The organism is Rhizobium herbae (assembly GCF_017873135.1).
Classification (GTDB): domain Bacteria; phylum Pseudomonadota; class Alphaproteobacteria; order Rhizobiales; family Rhizobiaceae; genus Pararhizobium; species Pararhizobium herbae.
This window is the reverse complement of sequence record NZ_JAGGJV010000001.1, coordinates 41,155-55,405: the sequence shown is the minus strand read 5'-3', so window position 1 is coordinate 55,405 and position 14,251 is coordinate 41,155. Positions and strand designations below refer to the sequence as shown.

Annotated in this window: 16 protein-coding genes; 9 read left to right on the top strand and 7 right to left on the bottom strand. The window is 59.8% G+C overall.

Annotated features, from left to right (window positions below; genetic code table 11):
• Positions 1–176: 176 nt before the first annotated feature.
• The 4 genes from thrS to J2Z75_RS00355 form a co-directional block, all read right to left on the bottom strand.
• On the bottom strand, positions 177–2,165 hold the full coding sequence (gene thrS / locus J2Z75_RS00370; RefSeq protein WP_209846078.1) for a threonine--tRNA ligase: 1,989 nt from the start codon (positions 2,163–2,165) through the stop codon (positions 177–179).
• Positions 2,166–2,283: 118 nt separating this feature from the next.
• On the bottom strand, positions 2,284–2,817 hold the full coding sequence (locus J2Z75_RS00365) for a DUF1697 domain-containing protein (RefSeq protein ID WP_209846074.1): 534 nt from the start codon (positions 2,815–2,817) through the stop codon (positions 2,284–2,286).
• Entirely contained in the window at positions 2,814–3,197 is a 384-nt protein-coding gene (gene yidD, locus J2Z75_RS00360) for a membrane protein insertion efficiency factor YidD (RefSeq protein ID WP_209846071.1), read from the bottom strand. Before yidD ends, J2Z75_RS00365 begins: the two co-directional genes overlap by 4 nt.
• A 1-nt stretch (position 3,198) precedes the next feature.
• Complete coding sequence (locus tag J2Z75_RS00355) at positions 3,199–3,648, bottom strand: iron-sulfur cluster assembly scaffold protein (RefSeq protein ID WP_209846068.1); 450 nt, start codon at positions 3,646–3,648, stop codon at positions 3,199–3,201.
• Between the two features lie 340 nt (positions 3,649–3,988).
• Here J2Z75_RS00355 and folE point away from each other — a divergent pair, with 340 nt between their 5' ends.
• The 3 genes from folE to J2Z75_RS00340 all read left to right on the top strand — a co-directional run bounded on the left by folE (position 3,989) and on the right by J2Z75_RS00340 (position 6,266).
• The gene (gene folE / locus J2Z75_RS00350; RefSeq protein WP_209846065.1) at positions 3,989–4,606 is read left to right on the top strand and encodes a GTP cyclohydrolase I FolE; all 618 of its coding nucleotides are present in this window, start codon (positions 3,989–3,991) and stop codon (positions 4,604–4,606) included.
• Positions 4,607–4,630: 24 nt separating this feature from the next.
• Complete coding sequence (gene hisI / locus J2Z75_RS00345) at positions 4,631–5,083, top strand: phosphoribosyl-AMP cyclohydrolase (protein ID WP_209846062.1); 453 nt, start codon at positions 4,631–4,633, stop codon at positions 5,081–5,083.
• Between the two features lie 211 nt (positions 5,084–5,294).
• Positions 5,295–6,266: a patatin-like phospholipase family protein gene (locus tag J2Z75_RS00340; RefSeq protein WP_209846059.1), complete on the top strand. Its 972-nt coding sequence runs from the start codon at positions 5,295–5,297 to the stop codon at positions 6,264–6,266.
• A gap of 74 nt (positions 6,267–6,340) precedes the next feature.
• On the opposite strand, the gene J2Z75_RS00335 is transcribed toward J2Z75_RS00340, so the two are convergent.
• Both J2Z75_RS00335 and J2Z75_RS00330 read right to left on the bottom strand, forming a co-directional pair.
• Positions 6,341–6,769, bottom strand: coding sequence for a CBS domain-containing protein (locus tag J2Z75_RS00335; protein WP_209846057.1), 429 nt, complete (start codon positions 6,767–6,769; stop codon positions 6,341–6,343).
• 237 nt (positions 6,770–7,006) lie between these two features.
• Positions 7,007–7,741, bottom strand: coding sequence for a rhomboid family intramembrane serine protease (locus J2Z75_RS00330; RefSeq protein WP_209846055.1), 735 nt, complete (start codon positions 7,739–7,741; stop codon positions 7,007–7,009).
• Between the two features lie 428 nt (positions 7,742–8,169).
• Here J2Z75_RS00330 and J2Z75_RS00325 point away from each other — a divergent pair, with 428 nt between their 5' ends.
• The 3 genes from J2Z75_RS00325 to J2Z75_RS00315 all read left to right on the top strand — a co-directional run bounded on the left by J2Z75_RS00325 (position 8,170) and on the right by J2Z75_RS00315 (position 10,867).
• A complete protein-coding gene (locus tag J2Z75_RS00325; RefSeq protein WP_209846053.1) occupies positions 8,170–8,799 on the top strand; it encodes a PAS domain-containing protein in 630 nt (209 codons plus the stop codon).
• An 88-nt stretch (positions 8,800–8,887) separates the two neighbouring features.
• Positions 8,888–9,496 (top strand): PilZ domain-containing protein, encoded by a 609-nt coding sequence (locus J2Z75_RS00320; RefSeq protein ID WP_209846051.1) that lies wholly within the window; start codon positions 8,888–8,890, stop codon positions 9,494–9,496.
• A gap of 762 nt (positions 9,497–10,258) precedes the next feature.
• Positions 10,259–10,867, top strand: a complete 609-nt coding sequence (locus J2Z75_RS00315) for a transglutaminase-like cysteine peptidase (protein ID WP_209846048.1) — start codon at positions 10,259–10,261, stop codon at positions 10,865–10,867.
• 146 nt (positions 10,868–11,013) lie between these two features.
• On the opposite strand, the gene J2Z75_RS00310 is transcribed toward J2Z75_RS00315, so the two are convergent.
• Positions 11,014–11,337, bottom strand: coding sequence for a DUF6949 family protein (locus tag J2Z75_RS00310; RefSeq protein ID WP_209846045.1), 324 nt, complete (start codon positions 11,335–11,337; stop codon positions 11,014–11,016).
• 139 nt (positions 11,338–11,476) lie between these two features.
• Here J2Z75_RS00310 and J2Z75_RS00305 point away from each other — a divergent pair, with 139 nt between their 5' ends.
• The 3 genes from J2Z75_RS00305 to J2Z75_RS00295 all read left to right on the top strand — a co-directional run bounded on the left by J2Z75_RS00305 (position 11,477) and on the right by J2Z75_RS00295 (position 14,232).
• The gene (locus J2Z75_RS00305) at positions 11,477–12,211 is read left to right on the top strand and encodes a hypothetical protein (RefSeq protein WP_209846043.1); all 735 of its coding nucleotides are present in this window, start codon (positions 11,477–11,479) and stop codon (positions 12,209–12,211) included.
• A gap of 189 nt (positions 12,212–12,400) precedes the next feature.
• The gene (locus J2Z75_RS00300) at positions 12,401–13,885 is read left to right on the top strand and encodes an SPOR domain-containing protein (protein ID WP_209846040.1); all 1,485 of its coding nucleotides are present in this window, start codon (positions 12,401–12,403) and stop codon (positions 13,883–13,885) included.
• An 80-nt stretch (positions 13,886–13,965) separates the two neighbouring features.
• Positions 13,966–14,232 carry a hypothetical protein gene (locus J2Z75_RS00295; protein ID WP_209846037.1) on the top strand — a complete coding sequence of 89 codons (267 nt, stop codon included), beginning with the start codon at positions 13,966–13,968 and terminating at the stop codon, positions 14,230–14,232.
• Positions 14,233–14,251 lie beyond the last annotated feature (19 nt).

The window sequence follows — 14,251 nt, the reverse complement described above, 5'->3', positions numbered from 1 at the left end:
ACGCAGCACAGGCGTAAAGTTTTTCCGGATTTGCGTTCCGACGGCGGGCGCTCGTACCCGCCGATCACGCATGAACCGGGATAGTCTGCGAATGTTACAGTTTTCTGACAGCAGGCTGAAGCGGAGCGCTCAATGTGCGCCCCGGCTTTCCTATCATGTCACGCCCTGCCGGCGATTCAAGCGGCAGTCTTTTTCCGCTGTTCGGCTTTCCGCTTCACGTCCGGCGGCGTTGCCTCCGACACCAGCGATGCGATCGCCTCGTCCAATGTCATCGGCGTCTGCGCCTGCGACCCGAGCCTGCGGATATTGACGGTGCGTTCTTCCGCTTCCCGCATACCGCAGACGATGATCACCGGAACCTTGGTCACGGAATGCTCACGGACCTTGTAGTTGATCTTCTCGTTGCGGAAGTCGGTTTCGACCTCAAGCCCAGCGTCACGCAGCAGCTCGGCGACTTCACGACCATAATCGTCCGCTTCCGAGGTGATGGTCGCGACCACGACCTGCAACGGCGAAATCCACAGCGGCATATGGCCGGCGAAGTTCTCGATCAGGATGCCGAGGAAGCGTTCCATCGAGCCGCAGATGGCGCGGTGGATCATCACCGGCTGGGTCTTTTCCGAATTGCTGTCGATATAGAAGGCGCCGAAGCGTTCCGGAAGGTTGAAATCGACCTGCGTCGTGCCGCACTGCCATTCGCGGCCGATGGCGTCCTTCAGCGTATATTCGAACTTCGGGCCGTAGAAAGCGCCCTCGCCCGGCAGGATTCCGGTCTTGATGCGACCTTCCGACTGCGCCTCGATCGTCTTCAGAACCTCCATCATCACGCTTTCGGCGCGGTCCCAGAGAGCATCGTCACCGACGCGCTTTTCCGGACGGGTCGACAGCTTGACGACGACTTCCTTGAAGCCGAAGTCCTGATAGACCGACAGGATCAGGTCGTTGATGCGCAGGCATTCCGCCGCCATCTGCTCGTCCGTGCAGAACACATGCGCGTCGTCCTGCGTGAAGCCGCGCACGCGCATCAGACCGTGAAGCGCGCCCGAAGGCTCGTAGCGGTGGACATTGCCGAACTCGGCAAGGCGGATCGGTAGCTCGCGATAGGATTTCAGGCCATGCTTGAAAATCTGGATATGGCCGGGGCAGTTCATGGGTTTAAGCGCAAAGACGCGTTCGTCGTCGGTTTCGTCACCGGCGACCGTCACCTTGAACATGTTGTCGCGGTACCAGCCCCAGTGGCCGGAGGTTTCCCACAGCGACTTGTCGAGTACCTGCGGCGCGTTGACTTCCTGATAGGTGCCGGCCAGACGGCGGCGCATGTAGGCGACCAGCGTCTGGAAGATGCGCCAGCCCTTGCCGTGCCAGAAGACAACGCCCGGCCCCTCTTCCTGGAAATGGAACAGGTCCATCTCGCGGCCGAGGCGGCGGTGGTCGCGCTTTTCGGCTTCGGCCAGAATGTGCAGATACTGGTCGAGTTCTTCCTGCGTGCGCCAGGCCGTGCCGTAGATGCGCGTCAGCATCGGATTGTTGCTGTCACCGCGCCAATAGGCACCAGCCACCCGCATCAGCTTGAAGGCATTGCCGATCTGGCCGGTGGAGGCCATATGCGGCCCGCGGCAGAGATCGAACCAGTCGCCCTGATAGTAGATCTTCAGATCCTGATCGGCGGAGATCGCATCGACCAGTTCGACCTTGTAGGCCTCGCCCTTGTCGGCAAAAACCTGACGCGCCTTGTCGCGCGGCCAGATTTCCTTGGTGAAGGGCTTGTTGCGCTGGATGATCTCCTTCATCCGCTTTTCGATCTTCGGCAGATCGTCCGGCGTGAAGGGCTCGTTCTTGGCAAAGTCGTAATAGAAACCGTTCTCGATCACCGGGCCGATGGTGACCTGCGTGCCCGGCCACAATTCCTGTACGGCCTCGGCCATCACATGGGCGGTGTCGTGGCGGATCAGTTCCAGCGCGCGGGCATCTTCGCGGGTGACGATCTCGAGGCGACCGCTGACGACCGGGTCGGACAGGTCGCGCAGCTCGCCATCCAGCGCAATGGCGATGGCCTTCTTTGCAAGCGACTTGGAGATCGATTCGGCGACTTCACGGCCCGTCGTGCCAGCGGCGTAACCGCGGACGGAACCATCGGGAAATGTAAGGGAAACAGCGTCAGACATGATTTCTTCCTTGTCCAGTCCCGCCAACGAATGCGGGTGGTTTTTAATGGCCGGCGGCCCGGCAAATTGACGCGCGGGTGATAGAGCGTTTTTGCGGCGGAGTAAAGAACAGGCTTGATCAGGCTTCGATCATATCAGCGAGGCCACGCACCGTATTCCAGTTGCGGAATGTACCGGGACCGAGGCGCTTGGTGGTCAGTGCCGATAGCAGCTTCGACTCGCTCGGCTTGCCCGGAAAGTGGATCCACAGATCGCCGTTGACAAGCCGGATCTGTTCGCCACCGCCGCGCTGGAGCTTGGCTGGAATATCGGCGCCAAGTGGCGAGCGCATCACCCGCACGACGATATTTTGCGCTTCGGCATCGCTTGCCGCGCGAAATGGATTGCCAGCCGCAAGTGCCAGCCAATCCTCCGCTGTCCGTGCGATGATATCGACGGGCTTGCCGAAATCGGCGGCAAAGGCCTGTTCGAGCGCCTCTTCCACCTTCGCAACACTGCCATAATCGGCTTCGAAGACCAGATTTCCGGTGGCAACCAAGGTTCGCGGCGCGCGAAAGCCGAGCCCTTCGGCCATCGCCCGCAAATCCGACATCACCACGCGGCGCCCAGTGCCCAGCACGATGCTGTGAAGAAGAGCGACGTAGACCGTCATTGGGCCGCCGGCCGCCAGTAACGCCACGGCGTATACCAGTGCTTCGATGACGGCAGTTTCTCCGGCACCGGATCCAAACCGCTCGTCCCGCCCGGCCCGCAACGCATGAAGCGAAACAGCACCATCCAGCCGCCGGGCCAGAAACCGTGGCGGGCGATGGCCTCGTAGCCGTATTCAGAACAGGTGGGGATGTGCCGGCAGGAATTGCCGATGAAGCCGGAGAGCGTCAGTTGATAGAGCCGGATGAAGGCCATGCCGAAAAGCCGTCCGGGCGTCTTGCGGAAGGAGCCTTTGTAGTTTCGGCCTGAATAAGGCCGCACTGCAACCTCGGTCTCATGCCCCAGCCTCTCATGTCCTTGGCATCCCGGCTCGCCGCACATATCAGCCAACAGCCTTGACGCGGCGAGACGCCTCGATCTGGCTGACCGCGTCGACCACGGCATCGAAAGTCAGCATGGTCGAGGCATGGCGAGCCTTGTAGTCCTTCACGGGTTTGAGGAACCGCATGTCCTCGAAACGGCCGGATGGTCCCTCGCCGTCCGCCTTCAGCATCGCCAGCATGTCTTCGCGCGCCTGACGGATTTCGGAAGCCGTGGAGCCGATCACATGACGCGCCATGACGGAGGAGGATGCCTGCCCCAGGGCACAGGCTTTCACCTCGTGGGCGAAGTCGGTGACCGTGTCTCCATCCATCTTCAGATAGACGCGGACCTTCGAGCCGCAGAGCTTGGAATGCGCGCTCGCCTCCGCATCGGCATCGGCAAGCGTGCCGCTTCGCGGGATGTTTCCGGCAAATTCGAGAATCCGGCTGTTGTAGATTTCATCCATCATTCGACGCGATCCGATGCATTTTGCGCGCTTTCAGGTAATCCGCGCATGATTTTCTATCGTATCTCTGAAAAAAACACAGTGTCTCCATCTGCGCCCCTTTCACATGTATCCTGGCATATTATATGGTATGTCGTGTGGGGGCGACAGGTTCGCAAGAGCGAACAGTCGCCTGTTGTTTGGGAAACCGTGCCGGATGATCCAGAGCCCTTAACCTCTGCAAATCGGAAAGCCCCGGAGCCCGCCGACGGAAACCAGACCTGAAAGCGTCAGGTCAATGGCCAGTGGCGAGTTGTCCGAAAAGATAAACGTCAAGTAACGCTTGTTACGCCAAGGGACCATTATGGACGCCATAGTCAAGAATTTTCCTGCCCTGCCTGCCGCTGATGGCCGGCCGAGCCAGAAAGAAGCCGAGGACGCAGTCCGCGTTCTCCTGCGCTGGGCCGGCGACGACCCACAGCGCGAAGGCCTTCTCGATACGCCGGCGCGTGTCGCCAAATCCTACAAGGAACTGTTTTCCGGCTACGACCTTGCCGCAGAGGACGTCCTTGGCCGCACCTTCGAGGAAGTCGGCGGCTACGACGACATCGTCCTGGTCAAGGACATTCCGTTCTTCTCCCACTGCGAACATCACATGGTTCCGATCATCGGCAAGGCGCATATCGCCTATCTGCCCGATGGCAAGGTGCTCGGGCTGTCGAAGATCGCCCGCGTCGTCGATATCTACGGCCGCCGGTTGCAGACGCAGGAAACCATGACGGCACAGATCGCCCGGGCGATCGATGATACGCTTCAACCGCGCGGCGTTGCCGTGATGATCGAGGCGGAACATATGTGCATGGCGATGCGCGGCGTCCAGAAGCAGGGCTCAACGACATTGACGACCACCTTTACCGGTGTCTTCAAAGCCGAGCCCGCCGAACAGGTCCGCTTCATGACCCTGCTTCGGGGCTTCAAATAAGCTCCGCCAACCGGAGCTTTTCCGATGACAATTGAATTTGACCGCCCTTCCACCGACAAGGCGGAACTGGAATCCGGTTCCGCTTTCACGCCCCGCTTCGACAGCAACGGACTTATCACCGCCGTCGTCACCGATGCGAAGGACGGCGTTTTGCTGATGGTTGCCCATATGAACGCCGAGGCCCTGGCGCTGACCATCGAGACCGGCATCGCCCACTACTACAGCCGTTCGCGCAAGAGCCTGTGGAAAAAGGGCGAGACATCCGGTAACCTGCAGAGCGTGGAAGAGATCCGCACCGACTGCGATCAGGACGCATTGTGGCTGAAGGTCCGCGTCGCCGGCCATGATGCGACCTGCCACACCGGCCGGCGCTCCTGCTTCTATCGTGTCGTCGCTGTCAAGGACGGCGTCACGTCACTTAACATCGTTGATACCGAAATTCATTTCCATCCGGGCGACGTCTACGGCAAAAATTAAGCATCTGACACTTTTTGGCTCAGTTTTTTCATGGATTCATGATTTAACAACCAGACTGGGAGCGTAATCACAACACCAAGGCTGCGTTCCGCCGGGAACAACCCAACGGAATGCCCTCATGTAGATTGAGTTCTTACGGCATGCGCTTGCAAAGCAGTAATGCGAGACGTGACGGCCTGTAACAGTGTGTTCTGCGGCATGGAGGTGCCGGATGTTGAACTGGACATTCAATCGTAGCGGTATCACCGCAGACGCATCGGCGCCCGGAGGCCCCTCCCACACGCTGAGCTCCCCTCCTCCGATAGACATCAAATCACCGAAATCGAAGATCGCGCTTGCCCTTGGCGGCGGCGCTGCGCGCGGATGGGCGCATATCGGCGTCCTGAAGGCGCTCGACGAAGAAGGCATCGAAGTCGGCATGATCGCCGGCACGTCGATCGGCGCGCTGGTCGGCGGCTGCTATCTGGCCGGGAAACTGGACGAACTGGAGATTTTTGCCCGCTCGCTGACCATGCGGCGGATCGCCGGCCTGCTTGACTTCGCCATCGGCGGCGGCGGCCTGTTCGGCGGCCTGCGCCTGACCAAGCGCATGCAGGAACATCTGCAGGACATGTCGATCGAGAGCCTTGACCGTACCTTCGTTGCTGTTGCAACCGAGGTCAACACCGGTCACGAGGTCTGGATCGGCCAGGGATCGCTGATCACCGCGATCCGCGCCTCCTACGCGCTACCGGGCATCTTCGAGCCGGTCAAATGCAACAACCGCACCCTGATGGACGGCGCGCTGGTCAACCCGGTTCCGGTTTCGGTCTGCCGCGCCCACGAGCAGCAACTGGTCGTCGCCGTCAACCTCAACTACGATCTCTACGGCCGCTCCGCCGTCATCAAGCACAATGCGGGAAGCCATGCGGCCGAACAGCCACAGGCACCGAAGCACCCGGAAGGCCACACCGGACGGCTGGGCATGACCAGCGTCATGGTCCAGGCCTTCAACATCATCCAGGATCGCATTTCGCGCGCCCGCCTTGCCGGCGATCCGCCGGACCTGGCGCTGCATCCCAAGCTCAACGATATCGGCCTGTCGGAATTTCACCGCGCCGGCGAGGCGATCGACCGCGGCTATTACGAAACCAAGTCAAAGCTGAGTGAATTGCAGCGACTCCAGGACGTCATGCTGCGCTGATCACCGCTGGGCGCCCATCATTATGCCGCGCAACCTGAAAGGCAGCGCGGCATTTTTAATGACTGATGGTCGTTCTAACCGGCGATATAGGCCTTGATCTGCTCGGCCTCGTGTTCGATTGCCCGGATATGATGGCGCACCGCGTCGCCGATCGAGACGATGCCGACAAGGCGCCCGTTCTTTTCGACCGGAAGATGGCGTGAGCGCATGTTGTTCATGATTTCCATGATGTCGTTGATGGTCATCTCTTCGGTGCAGCAGTGAACTTTCGACCACATAACTGCGGAAACCGGCTTGTCCAGACAGTCCGCGCCGAACTTGGCCATGGCGGCCACCACGTCGCGCTCCGTCAATATGCCGGCAATCTTGTCGCCCGGCTTGACGATGATGACGGCGCCGATGCGATTTTCGTGCAGCAAGCCAACAGCCTGCCGGACCTTGGCCTGCGGATCGACCGTCACCACCTGACGGCCTTTTTCGTTGAGTATTGCCTTGACAGACATTCAAACCCTCCCGTTTCAGCGACCTGCGTCTGACCGGGATATTGGCGAACCGCAAAAGCGCATATCGCGCATTTCGGGTTGTGGACCAATCCGCAAGACAGATGTCATTCCTGTCGCGTTTTTTGCCCATCGGCAGCAAACCGAACTCCTCACGGTTCACTGCCTTCGGATGTGGATGGTGCGCTACAGCCTTGCGAAAATCAAGCGTTCTCGTTGAGATCGCTAATCTTTCGCAGGTCAATTCCGGGTATCGAAAAGGCCAAACAGCAGGAAGCCGAACAGAAAGCCGCCGATATGCGCTTCCCAGGCAATGCCGCCGGCGCCGCCGAAGGCAAAGACACCGAGACCGATCAGGAAGTTCGTCAGGAACCAGATGCCGGCGAAGACGACGACCGAGCGGTTCGACAGCGCCTCGCCGATTGTGAGGCGGCGGTTGAGATGGGCGAACTGCCGGCTGATGCGGCCGCTGGGGGAAAAGACGAATCGGGCCGCCGCGCCCATCAGGCCGGCGACAACGCCGGAGGCTCCAACGACCACGACCATCTCGCCCCAATGAAATGCCGTGTGCAGTGCTACCGCCGCGATGGCGGACAGGCACCAGAAGACCGCGAGCCGCGATATGCCGATGCGCCGGATGACGGGCGCACCGAAGGCAACCATCCAGAAGCCGTTGAAAATCAGATGCTCCCAGGATCCGTGCAGGAACGAATAGGTAATCGGGCTCCAGAGCCAGGCGAGACTCTGGTCGATCAGGGAATGATCGTATCGGGCGGGCAGGAACGCGAAATTGAAGATCAGTTCTTCATCGAGGGTCAGCGGCAGCAGATAGGTGCGCGCGGCATGGATGACCACCAGAAACGCCAGGATACCGACAAGGCCTGCGGGGAGATTGAACGCCGGTTCGCTCACCCGCGCCGTGTTGTCCACATCATTGCCCTGCGGCGGCGGAGCGCCGTCCGGTTGGTCTGTCATGCTCTTCACAATTCCTTCCGCGGCTTCGTCCGTTGCCGCCTCGATCGTCCCACCGCTCTATACGATTCACGGCCCCGTCAAAAGCGGCGAGATGCGCGGCACTTGTTCGCACAGGTATCCCGCCGGGTTCGGACCACCGGCTGTGTGGAACGCATCGCGGCCGGCCGACGAAAAAAAGGCCGTCCAGTCAAAAAACTGGACGGCCGGTGAGCCCCCAAAAACCCCGAGCCCTTAAGTCAGTGTGCCGAAGGCAACCCTTCGTGAAGTGATGTCCTTCAATGCCATCGGAGCCGTGTACTTTCAATCTAAAGCAAACATTAACCTTAATATCTGGCTGGCACGGAAATCGCTCTGCAAACGGTAAGGGGCCATTTTCCCCCGCCTGATGTGCCAAAGCGGCACAAAAGCGTTTTAAATGGAATGAGAGCATGCGCAGCAAGACCGCTATCGAGATTTACGCCTATTGGGATGAGCTGCGGGGGCATCGCGAGGTGCCCGCCCGGAGCCAGATCGAACCTGCCCATATTCGGAACATCCTGGCGGACCTCTTCATCTTGGAAAAAACGCCGCGTGGTGACATCCGCTTCCGGCTCGCCGGTACACGCGTCTGCGCGCTGTTTGCGCGAGAGTTGCGCGGATCGACGTTCGATGCGCTCTGGCTTGCCGAACAGACCGGCCGTCTCGCCCGGATCGCCGCAGATGTCATGGCACAGAAATCGCCGGTCGTTCTCTCGGCTGCCGCCCTTGCCGGGAGCGCCGACCGTCTGCCGACGGAAATCATCCTTCTGCCGCTCCGCTCGCCCGATGGCGGCGTGGATCGGATCATCGGCGCTCTGGTTCCGCTGGCAAGGCCGCATTGGCTGGAAGCCACGCCCGTCAACTTTCTCGACCTTGGCGGAATTCGCGTGCTCGACATCGAAAAGACCAATCTGTTTCTGCAGAACCGCCCGGAAATCCCCCTGCCGGCGGCCCCGCCTCACATCGCAGACCATGGCATAGCCGGGGCGATCCGCCGCGTTCTTCACCTTCGTGTCTTTGAAGGCGGCCGCCAGGATTGATGCCAATCATTCACAACGGACAAAGAACCTTCTGTTAACCGGAAGAGGGTAAAGCTGTGATTTGGATGGACATTGCACAAGTGTGGTCATGTATTCGTTTCAACAAGCACAGACTGCCGGCCCCAAGCAGTACAACGAAAGCGCGTTTCAACGTGTTTCGGTGAACCTGACCGGCCGCCTCATGCTTGCAAACCACGACGAATTCGAATGCACCGCAATCGATATGTCGCCGGGTGACGTCCTTTTTACCTGCGATGCACGGCCACGCGCCGGTGAGCGCATCATCGCCTATGTCGATCATGTCGGCCGCCTGGAAGGCACCGTTTCCCGCCTTGGCGAAAACGCCTTCGTCATCCAGATCAATGCCACCGATCGCAAGCGCGAAAAACTCGCGGCACAGCTGACCTGGATCGCCAACAAGCACGAGCTCGGCCTGCCGGAAGACCGGCGCCATGACCGTCTTGCACCGCGCAAGACCCGCACGGAAATAACGCTGGAAGATGGCAGCAAATATGTCTGCCGCATCATCGACCTCTCCCTGTCCGGCGCCGCCGTCGACATGGACACCCGCCTGCCGCTCGGAACGGCCATCCTGCTCGGCAGCATGAAGGGCCGTGTCGTCCGTCATTTCCAGGAAGGCGTCGCCATCGAGTTCCTCGGAATTCAATCGCGTGAAGCCCTGACAGAGTTTCTGTAGGCGCCGCCTGCCGACATGCGGATGGCCAAACCGGCCCTAACCCCGCACCTCATCCATAAAGCCTGGAAATTGACGGCCCCGCTCCCGTATAGGGTGAATTCAGGCAGGCGATGTCGTCCCAGCGGATGTCGGAAAGGTCAGTTCCGATTACTGAAATTGCCCCCAGTCTTTCCGGATTGCCGCTGCACCTCGGGATGAGGTGCGGTTCTGTTGCAGGGAACAACACCTCGGAAATCGTTCCGGCCCCCGCCCGCCATTCGCCACGATGCGTGCCACCGTGCTTCTGCGCTCCAATCTGATACAGATCCGGCGCCGATACGTGCGGTTTCGGCAAAAACATGGTCCTGCCACATTTTTTTGTACCAGAATAAAAATATATTTTGCCGGGTTTTCAGCGCTTTTCCGCTCAAAACAGTCTTGGTATTGGTGAATGAAGTTTAAATCCGCGGGTGTCTCATTGTTTCCGATACGCGCGTTGATTCCGGATTGCCGCCCTTGATACATGGCACGGACCCTGTGTCGATCCTAAAAGCGGCCGTTTCCCAATAAGATAGATAGCTTCCAATTGCTTAATGCCCGACGCATCACCATGGGAATGCATCAAAATTTACACATATTTGAATCAAACATATCTCAATATTTATTCAAGTTTATTTTGACTTTTATACTCATTTCAATTTGTTTTGTACTTTATTTTACTTATGATTTTCGCAAGCAATAAAAATCTCGGTGTCATTGTCAAACCAGAACGGGGAGACAGACATGACAACGAAAACATTCCTGAGGGCCGGCCTGCTCGGCGTAATATTTTCTGCGGCAGCCGCGCATTCCGCGCTGGCCTTCCCCGCCAACATGACGACCGATGGGGCGACCAATCCACCTGTCGGACACTACGAATTCTGCCGGAGGCTGCCGCAGGAATGCCGCGCCAACCCAGGCGATTCCGCACCGGCCACGCTGTCTCGCGAAGGCTGGAAGAAAATCCTCGAGGTCAACTATGACGTCAACCAGTCGGTGACGCCCCTGACCGACAAGGAAATCTATGGCGTCGAAGAGTATTGGGCTTATCCCGACAAGGTCGGCGATTGCGAGGACTATGTGCTTTTGAAGCGCAAACGCCTGATGCAGGCAGGTTTTTCGCCCTCCGACCTGCTGATCACCGTCGTTCTCCAGCCGAATGGCGAAGGCCATGCCGTGCTGACCGTCAGGACGGATCGCGGCGACTTCGTTCTCGACAACATGCGCAACAAGGTGCTGCTGTGGTCGGAAACCGAATACACCTTTCTCAAGCGCCAATCGGTGGAAAATTCCGGCCGCTGGGTAAAACTGCAGGATGGCCGCACGGTGGCCGTCGGCAGCGTGACCCAGTAACGCGTGAGTACGAGACAGGCGCGATCCGGCTAACGTCCGGTTCGCGCATGAAAAGGCCTTTGGTCAGTCCCCATCCCCGTCCCCGACCAAGGCCCTGCTGGCCGGTTCCGCTGTCCCGGAACCGGCCTTTTTCTTTCATCAAGCGCTCAATCTCCGGCGACACCAAGCAATCGGGCGCATTGCGCGATGACGAGCCCGTAGCAACAGGCCCAGCCGCAGGCGATCGCGACAGCAAGAGCAGCGTCGGCAAAAGACAGCCCGCCCGACGCGCGCATCCTCCACAGGGCCTGCACGAACAAGGCAGGCCCGGCAAACAGCGCCAGGAAGACCGCGAAAGGCCGGAAATTGTCGATCATCACGGCGTGAGCCGATGGCCAGCGGCGGCGGGCGGCAAGGCGACTGACATCGAGTACGATGAAAGAGATGCCGAAACCGGCGGCGAGCAGCACGAAGAGCATCACGAAATTCATTAAAAATTAACCATGTTGACGCAGCGTTGCAGGTGTTGCTTCGACCAGCAATTTCCGTGCCGCCCAGGCTGTTTCATTTCGGGACGCACAGAGCCGAACGTTATACCTCCTGTTAACGAGAGCAAGACCGCGATCCCCGATGACAGCCAATCCCGCAGCCGCAGGCAACGAAGACCATGGTCCGCTGATCTCCGCACGTTTCGCCTATAGCCTGACGGCAATCATCGTCGGGCTCGCGGCCCTGACCGCGGCGATCAGTATTGCCGGACGCTGGTATGGCAACAACCTGGCACTGGCCGGACATACGACCAGCAGCGAGGCCAACGACATTTTCATCGGGCAGGATCATCTGCGGCTGCCGTCCAATGTCATTCGCTTTGACCAGCAGCGCATGACCGGTGTCGCCGAGCGCGCCGATCTCTATCTCACCTGGCCAGGCCTGCAGGGATACACCGACGAGACGCGCACGCTCTTCAATGACGTCAACCATCCGGAATCGTTGATCTTCCTCGACGTTTCCCAGAGTACGATGTCACGCGACATGTCGGGACGGATCGAGCCGATCTACCAGCATCTTTTCGAGGGCTCACCCCTGCCCGGCCCGGCCGGTTTGGTGCGCCATGAGATGAAAGAAAATTCCGGTTACGGTCAGGAAGTTTTTTTCACGGCAAACCGAGGACGTGACACTCCCTATGCCGTGCGCTGCATCCTGCCCGCCGCTCCCGCCATGTCCACCAGCGCCGATTGCCAGCGCGATATTCATGCGGGCCGCGATCTTGTGGTGCTTTACCGCTTTTCCAGCCAATTGCTGCCACAATGGCAGGCCATCGACAGTGCCGTCGTGAAATTCATGAACGACCGACTGGTACCCTGAAATCAACCAGGTCTTGCCGCGCGCCACGTGATGGTGACGCAAGCGGACCACTTGTCCCGAAATGCGAAAGAAAATGACGAGCCGCAGAAACCAATCATTCATCATAAACCGATTGGTAACGCTATCCCGATAGAGTTTTCAGAACGGTCGTTTCTGGAGGCCACGCCCGGACGACATCTGTGAAAAAGAATGAAGAGTAGTGTAGTGTCCATATCCATAATCAACGGCTCCGCTCCCCCTGTCCTATTCTTCAAGAAGGCTTGCCGGGTGCTGCTGGTATCGCTGGTCGCCTCGTTCACGGTCGTCTCTACCGCTGTCGCCGCGCAATATGCCGGCATCGTCGTCGATGCGAAGACGGGCAAGGTGCTGTACAGCGAAGACGCAGACAGCCTGCGCTACCCGGCCTCGCTGACCAAGATGATGACACTTTACCTGACCTTCGAGGCGCTGGAAGCCGGCAAGATCAGCAAGAACACTCCCGTTCCGTTCTCCAAGAACGCCTCGGCCGAACCACCTTCGAAGCTCGGCGTGCGTTCCGGTAATTCGATCACCGTCGAACAGGCGATCCTTGCCCTGGTCACCCGCTCGGCAAACGATGCGGCAACGGCGCTCGGCGAGCTGCTCGGCGGTTCCGAAGAGCGCTTCGGCCGGATCATGACCAATAAGGCCCGCGCCTTGGGCATGACCCGCACCACCTACCGTAACGCCAACGGCCTGCCGAACAGCGCGCAGATGACCACGGCACGCGACCAGGCACGGCTCGGTATAGCGCTGCGCCAGCATTTCCCGCAATATTATGGCTATTTCTCAACCCGCAGCTTCCGTTTCGGCAAGCAGACAATCGGCAATCACAACCGACTGCTCGGCAATGTCCGTGGCGTCGATGGCATCAAGACCGGCTACACCAACGCGGCCGGCTTCAATCTCGTGACCTCGGCCCAGGCCGATGGCCGCAGCATCGTCGGCGTCGTGCTTGGCGGCAAGTCCGGCGGGGCTCGCGACGCCCAGATGCGTGCCCTTGTCGCCAAATACATGCCGGTGGCCTCGCGCCGTGGCGGCGGCAATCTCGTCGCTGAAACCGCCGATGCGCCGACCATGCAGGCGAAGGCTGTCGAGCAACAGGTCGAACAGCAGCCTGCCGAGACAGCCGTTGCCGCGACCGGCGGAAGCTTCAACCTGCCGAACAACGGCCCGGTTCCGGGTTTCCGATACGACGGCGAAACCACCCAGAGCATCGAAGTTGCCTATGCGGAGCCGGCCAGGGCCAGCGCCAACCCGGTCCTGAACGACAAGGTCATGCCGAACACGCTTCAGGCGCAGAGCCGCAAGATTGCCAAGGCGGCACCTGCCGCCGACGTCGACAGCCAGATCACCAATTCCGTTGCCAGGGCAACGACCGAACCGGCACCGGTTGCGGACACCGCTCCTGCCGGATGGGTCATCCAGATCGGCGCCACACCGGACAAGGACCAGGCGATGACGTTGCTTGAAAACGCCAAGGACAAAGGCGGCAAGGCGCTCAACGGCGCAACGCCCTTCACCGTTGCCTTCGCGAGCGGTGACGGCCATCTCTACCGCGCTCGCTTCGGCGGCTTCTCGAACCAGGACAAGGCCCTTTCTGCCTGCAAGGCATTGAAGCGCAAGGGTTTTGCGTGCTGGGCAAGCCTGCAATAGGCAGATACTAAAGTTTCGATCCCCGGCGTGTATTTGCCGGTGATCCTCCTCGGATTTGGTTTTGCGTAACGAGGTCAGTTATGGGAATGAATGAGAATGGCCCGGGCATGACGCCGGCGCCTGACAAGAAGCGGAAGTCGCCGCGCTCCGGCCTGCATCCTCTGCATGAGGCGGCCATGCGCATCGCCGAACTCGGCAGCCGTCCCCGCTCGAAGACCAAGGATCTGGTGACGCTGCTGTTGACGCATGGGGCACGGGCCTGGCGCTCGACCCAACCGGACGCACAGATTCACGTGCATGTCACATCGCCATCCGGTCGCTATCCGATCAGGCTGCGGATCCGATAGCGGCGGTCATCGTATCCAA

What these genes read in the sequence shown, in the direction of transcription:
- thrS (WP_209846078.1), bottom strand. Translation starts at nt 2,165, where the DNA reads ATGTCTGACGCTGTTTCCCTTACATTTCCCGATGGTTCCGTCCGCGGT.
- J2Z75_RS00365 (WP_209846074.1), bottom strand. Translation starts at nt 2,817, where the DNA reads ATGACGGTCTACGTCGCTCTTCTTCACAGCATCGTGCTGGGCACTGGG.
- yidD (WP_209846071.1), bottom strand. Translation starts at nt 3,197, where the DNA reads ATGTGCGGCGAGCCGGGATGCCAAGGACATGAGAGGCTGGGGCATGAG.
- J2Z75_RS00355 (WP_209846068.1), bottom strand. Translation starts at nt 3,648, where the DNA reads ATGATGGATGAAATCTACAACAGCCGGATTCTCGAATTTGCCGGAAAC.
- folE (WP_209846065.1), top strand. Translation starts at nt 3,989, where the DNA reads ATGGACGCCATAGTCAAGAATTTTCCTGCCCTGCCTGCCGCTGATGGC.
- hisI (WP_209846062.1), top strand. Translation starts at nt 4,631, where the DNA reads ATGACAATTGAATTTGACCGCCCTTCCACCGACAAGGCGGAACTGGAA.
- J2Z75_RS00340 (WP_209846059.1), top strand. Translation starts at nt 5,295, where the DNA reads ATGTTGAACTGGACATTCAATCGTAGCGGTATCACCGCAGACGCATCG.
- J2Z75_RS00335 (WP_209846057.1), bottom strand. Translation starts at nt 6,769, where the DNA reads ATGTCTGTCAAGGCAATACTCAACGAAAAAGGCCGTCAGGTGGTGACG.
- J2Z75_RS00330 (WP_209846055.1), bottom strand. Translation starts at nt 7,741, where the DNA reads ATGACAGACCAACCGGACGGCGCTCCGCCGCCGCAGGGCAATGATGTG.
- J2Z75_RS00325 (WP_209846053.1), top strand. Translation starts at nt 8,170, where the DNA reads ATGCGCAGCAAGACCGCTATCGAGATTTACGCCTATTGGGATGAGCTG.
- J2Z75_RS00320 (WP_209846051.1), top strand. Translation starts at nt 8,888, where the DNA reads ATGTATTCGTTTCAACAAGCACAGACTGCCGGCCCCAAGCAGTACAAC.
- J2Z75_RS00315 (WP_209846048.1), top strand. Translation starts at nt 10,259, where the DNA reads ATGACAACGAAAACATTCCTGAGGGCCGGCCTGCTCGGCGTAATATTT.
- J2Z75_RS00310 (WP_209846045.1), bottom strand. Translation starts at nt 11,337, where the DNA reads ATGAATTTCGTGATGCTCTTCGTGCTGCTCGCCGCCGGTTTCGGCATC.
- J2Z75_RS00305 (WP_209846043.1), top strand. Translation starts at nt 11,477, where the DNA reads ATGACAGCCAATCCCGCAGCCGCAGGCAACGAAGACCATGGTCCGCTG.
- J2Z75_RS00300 (WP_209846040.1), top strand. Translation starts at nt 12,401, where the DNA reads ATGAAGAGTAGTGTAGTGTCCATATCCATAATCAACGGCTCCGCTCCC.
- J2Z75_RS00295 (WP_209846037.1), top strand. Translation starts at nt 13,966, where the DNA reads ATGGGAATGAATGAGAATGGCCCGGGCATGACGCCGGCGCCTGACAAG.